Source organism: Geobacillus sp. WSUCF1 (genome assembly GCF_000422025.1).
Classification (GTDB): Bacteria; Bacillota; Bacilli; order Bacillales; family Anoxybacillaceae; genus Geobacillus; species Geobacillus zalihae.
In genome coordinates this window covers 1-7,639 of the sequence record NZ_ATCO01000001.1, presented here as the reverse complement: position 1 = coordinate 7,639, position 7,639 = coordinate 1, and the positions used below count along the sequence as shown (strand labels likewise).

6 protein-coding genes and 1 other RNA gene are annotated in these 7,639 nt (G+C 53.3%); 6 read left to right on the top strand and 1 reads right to left on the bottom strand.

What is annotated here, in order from left to right:
- Positions 1–692 precede the first annotated feature (692 nt).
- The gene (locus tag I656_RS14475; protein WP_015375778.1) at positions 693–2,189 is read left to right on the top strand and encodes a carboxylesterase/lipase family protein; all 1,497 of its coding nucleotides are present in this window, start codon (positions 693–695) and stop codon (positions 2,187–2,189) included.
- Positions 2,190–2,289: 100 nt separating this feature from the next.
- Here I656_RS14475 and I656_RS0114500 read toward each other — a convergent pair whose 3' ends face one another.
- Positions 2,290–2,505, bottom strand: a complete 216-nt coding sequence (locus I656_RS0114500; RefSeq protein ID WP_013144264.1) for a hypothetical protein — start codon at positions 2,503–2,505, stop codon at positions 2,290–2,292.
- A gap of 498 nt (positions 2,506–3,003) precedes the next feature.
- Here I656_RS0114500 and secG point away from each other — a divergent pair, with 498 nt between their 5' ends.
- The 5 genes from secG (at position 3,004) to ssrA (ending at position 7,566) form a co-directional block, all read left to right on the top strand.
- Positions 3,004–3,240 (top strand): preprotein translocase subunit SecG, encoded by a 237-nt coding sequence (gene secG / locus I656_RS0114495; protein WP_013144265.1) that lies wholly within the window; start codon positions 3,004–3,006, stop codon positions 3,238–3,240.
- Between the two features lie 74 nt (positions 3,241–3,314).
- The gene (gene estA, locus I656_RS14480; protein WP_033004594.1) at positions 3,315–4,055 is read left to right on the top strand and encodes a carboxylesterase; all 741 of its coding nucleotides are present in this window, start codon (positions 3,315–3,317) and stop codon (positions 4,053–4,055) included.
- A 22-nt stretch (positions 4,056–4,077) separates the two neighbouring features.
- Positions 4,078–6,354: a ribonuclease R gene (rnr, locus tag I656_RS14485; RefSeq protein WP_015375777.1), complete on the top strand. Its 2,277-nt coding sequence runs from the start codon at positions 4,078–4,080 to the stop codon at positions 6,352–6,354.
- An 81-nt stretch (positions 6,355–6,435) separates the two neighbouring features.
- On the top strand, positions 6,436–6,903 hold the full coding sequence (smpB, locus tag I656_RS14490; RefSeq protein ID WP_013144268.1) for an SsrA-binding protein SmpB: 468 nt from the start codon (positions 6,436–6,438) through the stop codon (positions 6,901–6,903).
- A 311-nt stretch (positions 6,904–7,214) separates the two neighbouring features.
- Positions 7,215–7,566, top strand: a transfer-messenger RNA (tmRNA) gene (gene ssrA / locus I656_RS17545).
- The last annotated feature ends 73 nt before the right edge of the window (positions 7,567–7,639 follow it).

Genomic DNA, 7,639 nt, shown 5'->3' with positions numbered 1-7,639 from the left:
CTTTAATTCAACTTATATATCAAAGACAAAAAAAAGAAATGATGTGTTTGATTTCGTTATCAAAATGGAAGATAATAAACATAAATATTTGATTCGCATGGTAAATTACACCAAACCTTTGGGATGGGTTCCATTTAACGACTTTCAAATAAATCAAGTCAATGAAATTGAATAGCCCGTAGTGCTTTGATGAACACTTATTTACAAGGGGCTGTATCAATGAATAAAATTATGATTTTCATTTATTGCATCTGTTTGTTTTTAAAAGCGGTTGAAAAATAAACTTTGCTGCAGATGAGCATGGTTCCTCAACTTAAAGTTTCATCAAGCACATGTTGGAATGATGAACATCAAAAAAGGTAGAGATTTATCCATAAATGGCATTGTAGGATAGGGCACACCATCGTCCAATTTTGCCTGGAAAGTAAGAAATCTTTAGAAGGCTGGTGAAAAACGACTGATTTCGCCGAACCCATTGTTTTCGGTCGAAAGAGAAGCGTTGATTTTGCAAGACTTCTCTATTTGAGAAAAAAGTCCATTTTCCGCGATTTTTCACTAAATCCCCGGCCTTTTAGGTGCTGTTCCTTTTCCTATTCCAACGAGCTGACATTGTCCCGCATAGGTCGATGGACGCAAGTGGTCCGTTCGTTTATAATATTTTTGAATGATCAGAATATTTAGGGGGGATAGGGATGGAACAAACGATTGTCGAGACGCGGTATGGGCGGCTGCGCGGTGTGATGAATGGAAGCGTTTTCGTTTGGAAAGGGATTCCGTACGCGAAAGCGCCGGTCGGGGAGCGTCGGTTTTTGCCGCCAGAGCCGCCCGATGCGTGGGATGGGGTGCGGGAGGCGACTGCTTTCGGTCCTGTCGTGATGCAGCCGTCAGATCCGATTTTCAGCGGATTGCTCGGGCGGATGAGCGAGCCGCCGAGCGAAGACGGGCTGTACCTGAACATTTGGTCGCCGGCGGCGGATGGGAAGAAGCGCCCGGTGTTGGTTTGGATTCATGGCGGCGCCTTTTTGTTCGGCTCGGGTTCTTCGCCGTGGTATGATGGGACGGCGTTCGCGAAACACGGCGATGTCGTTGTCGTGACGATCAACTACCGAATGAACGTGTTTGGCTTTTTGCATCTCGGTGATTTGTTCGGCGAAGAGTACGCTCAAGCCGGGAATCTCGGAATTTTGGACCAAGTGGCGGCGCTGCGCTGGGTGAAGGAGAACATTGCGGCGTTTGGCGGCGATCCGGACAATGTGACGATTTTCGGTGAATCGGCGGGAGCGGCGAGCGTCGGCGTGCTGTTGTCGCTTCCGGAGGCGAAGGGGCTGTTTCGGCGCGCCATTTTGCAAAGCGGTTCGGGATCGCTTCTTCTCCGTTCGCCGGAGACCGCCATGGCGATGACCAAGCGCATTCTCGAGCGTGCCGGCATCCGCCCGGGTGACCGCGGCCGGCTCTTGTCGATTCCCGCCGAGGAGCTGCTGCGGGCGGCGCTGTCGCTCGGTCCGGGAATCATGTACGGTCCGGTGGTGGATGGCCGCGTATTGCGGCGCCATCCGATCGAGGCGCTCCACGACGGGGCGGCCAGCGGCATTCCGATTCTCATCGGTGTGACGAAAGACGAGTACAACTTGTTTACCTTGACGGATCCGTCATGGATGAAGCTTGGCGAACACGAACTGCTTGACCGGATCAACCGTGAAGTCGGGCCCGTGCCGGAGGCGGCGATTCGCTATTATGCAGAAACGGCGGAGCCGTCGGCGCCCGCCTGGCAAAAGTGGCTTCGCATCATGACGTACCGCGTGTTTGTCGAGGGGATGCTGCGGACAGCGGACGCCCAAGCGGCCCACGGAGCGGATGTGTACATGTACCGGTTTGACTATGAAACGCCGGTGTTCGGCGGGCAGCTGAAAGCATGCCACGCGCTCGAGCTGCCGTTTGTGTTTCACAATCTCCATCAGCCGGGCGTCGCGAATTTCGTCGGCAACCGGCCGGAGCGCGAGGCGATCGCTGACCAAATGCATTACGCCTGGCTGGCGTTTGCCCGCACCGGCAACCCGAACGGCGATCACTTGCCGGAAGCGTGGCCGGCGTATACGAGCGAGCGCAAGGCGGCCTTTGTCTTTTCAGCCGCCAGCCATGTCGAAGATGATCCGTTTGGCCGCGAGCGAGCGGCATGGCAAGGACGCTAGAAGATTTGATTCGTGAGGGAGCACCGCCATCTGTGAAAAAATGGAGCTTCGGCCTCTCTCCGCTAAACCAACAAAGGAACGGCCAACCGCCGTTCCTTTGTTATTCGTTTGCCCCCTGAGAAGGAAGCCCGAACTGTTCCGCCAGCGCTGGGTCGCGGTCGATGGCCTCGATGAGCTTGCGCATGACGTTGACGTCAAACGTAAAGTTCGCCCCAATCGGCGAGGTGACGAAAATTTTCCCTTTCTTCGCCTCCCGCGCCCGTTTGAATTGATAGCCGTCAATCGCGATGACGACTCGTTCGTCCGGTCTTGCCATTGAAGTCCCTCCAGTCGTTGCCGATTTGCTTTCTATTGTAACGTATTTCGGCGGCGGACGACAATGATCATACCGCACCCGATTCATGGAGCGTCAAGCGGATGGAGGATGAAACGCTCCCCCATCTATGCCAAAGGGGAGGAGCAGGGAATTTTTTGGCCCCATCCCTTCGATTTAGCCCTCTAGAAAAGACAGGAAATGTAGTCTTTCCTTCAACATCGTTCCATTCTTTCGCTGCCTCCAGGCCGATCAGATCAGGTCAGATACGTTGCGATTTTTGCCAGGCATTCATCAATGATTTCATCGATTTCCTCCATTTGAGCATCTTCTGGCTTGTATTTTTTTAAAATTTTTAGATGACGGGCTTTCCAATCTAATGTTTCACAAAAAAGAGAATCTGTTCCTTTCGTCGTGTTGAGACAGGCCCGCCAGTTGCCGCCAACGGCGATCTATGGTATAGTGAAATTATTGCAACGTCGGTCGTTGGAGGTGTCAGGCATGCATGCCTTGCTTGTGACGCTGCTTGTCATTGTGTCGATCGCGCTGATCGCAGTTGTCTTGCTGCAGTCGGGCCGCAGCGCCGGGCTGTCGGGGGCGATCACCGGCGGCGCCGAGCAATTGTTCGGGAAGCAGAAAGCCCGTGGGCTCGATGCGGTGTTTCAGCGCGTCACGGTCGTGTTGGCCGTCTTGTTTTTCGTATTGACGATCTTGGTTACGTACGTACAGCCATCATAAGTCAAACATGGGGCGGTCCATAGAATGAAGGGCTGCCCTTTCTATTTCACACTAGAGAGGAAGGAGAGCCGATGATGAAAATTGTTCCGCCGAAGCCGTTTTTCTTTGAAGCCGGGGAGCGGGCGGTGCTGCTTTTGCATGGGTTTACCGGCAATTCCGCCGACGTTCGGATGCTTGGGCGATTCTTGGAATCGAAAGGGTATACGTGCCACGCTCCGATTTACAAAGGGCATGGCGTGCCGCCGGAAGAGCTCGTCCACACCGGACCGGATGATTGGTGGCAAGACGTCATGAACGGCTATCAGTTTTTGAAAAACAAAGGCTACGAAAAAATTGCCGTGGCTGGATTGTCGCTTGGAGGCGTATTTTCTCTCAAATTAGGCTACACTGTACCTATAGAAGGCATTGTGACGATGTGCGCGCCGATGTACATCAAAAGCGAAGAAACGATGTACGAAGGTGTGCTCGAGTATGCGCGCGAGTATAAAAAGCGGGAAGGGAAATCAGAGGAACAAATCGAACAGGAAATGGAACGGTTCAAACAAACGCCGATGAAGACGTTGAAAGCCTTGCAAGAACTCATTGCCGATGTGCGCGCCCACCTTGATTTGGTTTATGCGCCGACGTTCGTCGTCCAAGCGCGCCATGATGAGATGATCAATCCAGACAGCGCGAACATCATTTATAACGAAATTGAATCGCCGGTCAAACAAATCAAATGGTATGAGCAATCAGGCCATGTGATTACGCTTGATCAAGAAAAAGATCAGCTGCATGAAGATATTTATGCATTTCTTGAATCGTTAGATTGGTAATGGAGAAAGGAGGGGATGGCCAATGGATCATGTGTTGGCCGAACGCATTTTAACGTTTATGCGCGATGAGGCGTACAAACCGCTGACCGTTGAGGAACTGGAGGAAGCGTTTGGGATTGAGGATGCGGACGGGTTTAAGGAATTTGTCAAAACGCTTGTCGCCATGGAAGAGGAAGGCCTTGTCGTCCGGACGCGCAGCAACCGCTACGGCGTGCCTGAGCGGATGAATCTCGTGCGCGGCAAGGTGACCGGCCACCCGAAAGGATTCGCGTTTGTCACACCGGAGGAGCCGGGACTGGATGATATTTTCATCCCGCCGTCCGAATTGAAAAACGCGATGCATGGCGACACGGTGCTTGTGCGCGTCCAAGCCGATTCATCCGGGGCGCGCCGCGAAGGAACGATCGTCCGCATTTTGGAGCGCGGGGTGAAAGAGGTCGTCGGCACGTACACGGAAAGCAAATATTTCGGCTTTGTCATCCCGGATGACAAACGGATCGTCAATGACATTTTCATCCCGAAAAACGCGGCGAACGGCGCGGTCGAAGGGCATAAAGTCGTCGTCCGGCTCACCTCGTACCCGGAAGGACGAATGAGCGCTGAAGGGGAAGTCGTGCAAATTCTCGGCCATAAAAACGACCCGGGCGTCGACATTTTGGCGATCATCTATAAATACGGCCTTCCGCTTCAATTTCCAGAAGACGTGATCGAGCACGCCAACCGGGTGCCGGACGTCATTACGGAGAAAGACTTGGAAGGGCGCCGCGATTTGCGCGGCGAGATGATCGTCACCATTGACGGCGAGGATGCGAAAGACTTAGACGATGCGGTGACGGTGACGAAGCTTGAAAACGGCAACTATAAGCTCGGCGTTCATATCGCCGATGTCAGCTACTATGTTGAGGAAGGCTCGCCTATTGACCGCGAGGCGTATGAACGCGGCACGAGCGTTTATTTGGTTGACCGCGTCATCCCGATGATCCCGCATCGGCTGTCGAACGGCATTTGCTCGCTCAACCCGAAAGTCGATCGGCTGACGCTCTCGTGCGAAATGGAAATCACCCCGCAAGGAGAAGTCGTCCGCCATGAAATTTTCCCAAGCGTCATCCGCACGGCGGAACGGATGACGTATTCCGATGTCAATAAAATTCTCGTTGACAAAGACGAAGCCTTGCGGGAAAAATATGCGCCGCTTGTGCCGATGTTTGAGCTGATGGCTGAGCTTGCCGACATTTTGCGGGCAAAGCGGATAAAGCGCGGGGCGATTGATTTCGATTTTAAGGAGGCGAAGGTGCTTGTCGATGAAAACGGCAAGCCGTACGATGTCGTCTTGCGCGAGCGGTCGGTCGCTGAGCGGTTGATTGAAGAGTTTATGCTGGCGGCGAACGAAACGGTGGCTGAGCATTTCCATTGGTTGAACGTGCCATTTATTTACCGTGTTCACGAGGATCCGAAGCCGGAAAAACTGCAGCGCTTTTTAGAGTTCATCACGAACTTCGGCTATGTCGTGAAAGGAACGGGCAACCAAATCCATCCGCGCGCCCTCCAGCAAATTCTCGAAGCGGTGCGCGGCGAGCCGGAAGAAATGGTGATCTCGACCGTCATGCTTCGGTCGATGAAACAGGCGCGCTATGACGCCGAGAGCCTCGGCCATTACGGCCTGTCGACCGAGTTTTACACCCATTTTACGTCACCGATCCGCCGCTACCCGGATTTGATCGTCCATCGGTTGATCTGGACGTATCTCATTAACGGCCAGATGGATCTTGACACCCAGCAAAAATGGGCGGAAAAGCTGCCTGAAATTGCGGAACACGCTTCCGATATGGAGCGGCGCGCCGTTGAGGCGGAGCGGGAGACGGACGATCTGAAGAAAACCGAGTTTATGGAAGACAAAATCGGGATGGAGTTTGACGGCATTATCAGCTCGGTGACGAACTTCGGCTTGTTCGTTGAGCTGCCGAACACGATCGAAGGCTTGGTGCACGTCAGCTACTTAACGGACGACTATTACCGCTACGACGAACGCCACTACGCGTTGATCGGCGAACGGACCGGGAAAATGTACCGCATCGGCGATGAAATCACCGTCCGCGTCATCAACGTCAACAAAGACGAACGGATCGTCGATTTTGAAGTCGTCGGCATGAAAGGGCGCCGCCCGCCGAAAGCGAAAGCCGCTCCGGTCGTCATTGAAGGGAAAAAGCAAAAACAGGCCAAGGCAAAGGCGGAAGCGAAAACGAACAGCGGCAAAAGCCGCCACGCGAAGGCGAAAAAGAAGAAAAAGAAAAAACGGTGAGGAAAAGCCTCGCGCCCGGCTTTTCCTTCTTTTTCGTTTTTGATAAAATAAGAAACGCTACGATGAGGAGGGGGAAAACGGATGCCGAAAGGCGAAGGAAAGGTCATCGCGCAAAACAAAAAAGCACATCACGATTATTTCATCGAGGAAACGTACGAAGCCGGCCTCGTGCTGCAAGGGACGGAGATCAAATCGATCCGCAACGGCCGGGTGAACTTGAAAGATTCGTTCGCCAAAGTGGAAAAAGGGGAAGTGTTTCTCCATAACATGCATATCAGCCCGTACGAACAAGGCAACCGCTACAACCACGATCCGCTGCGGACGAGAAAGCTTTTGTTGCACCGCCGCGAAATCAACAAGCTGATCGGCTACACGAAAGAGCAAGGGTATACGCTCGTGCCGCTCAAGCTGTACATTAAAAACGGCTTTGCCAAAGTGGAGCTTGGTGTGGCCAAAGGGAAGAAAAAATACGACAAACGGGAAGACATGAAGCGGAAAGAAGCGCAGCGCGAAATCGAGCGGGCGTTCCGCGAGCGGCAAAAGCTGTAGAAGAAGTCCGCGGTGGTTGGGGCGCTGGCCGCGAGGAGAAACTTGGACTCATCGGGCTTGATTGGCCGTGCGCGCAGCGGGTTTGGAAACGGGCGAGCCCCGTCCGTATGGCGGGCGCTTCCGGGACAGGACGAATGGTTTCAAACAATAAAGGAAGATGTCTTCCAACATCGCCCCCGCCGTTCGAGGGAAATCCTGTTTTTTGGCGGAATTGAAAACATTCCCATTGCAAATGCGCACTGCCATGGTATAATAAAAAGTGCAACAGCCAGTTATCCGATGCTTAAGCTGTTCCGATCTCTTCGCACCGCGGGGACGATCCGGATTCGACAGGGGTAGGTCGAGCTTAAGCGGCGAGCCGAGGGGGACGTCCTCGTAAAAACGTCACCTAAAGATAACTGGCAAACAAAACTACGCTTTAGCTGCCTAATTGCTGCAGCTAGCTCCTCCCGCCATCGCCCGCGTGGCGTTCGAGGGGCTCATATGAAGCGGGCTACGCCCAAATCCGCCGCCTGAGGATGAGGGAAGAGACGAACCAGGCTAGCCGCCGGGAGGCCTGTCGGTAGGCGGAACGGACGGCGAAGCGAAATATACCGACTACGCTCGTAGATGCTTAAGTGGCGATGCCTCTGGACGTGGGTTCGACTCCCACCGTCTCCATTTCCGATATCCGAACGGTTCGGACGAGAAACTGTGAAACCCTTGATACGACTGCATTTGCAGTCGTTTTTCATTT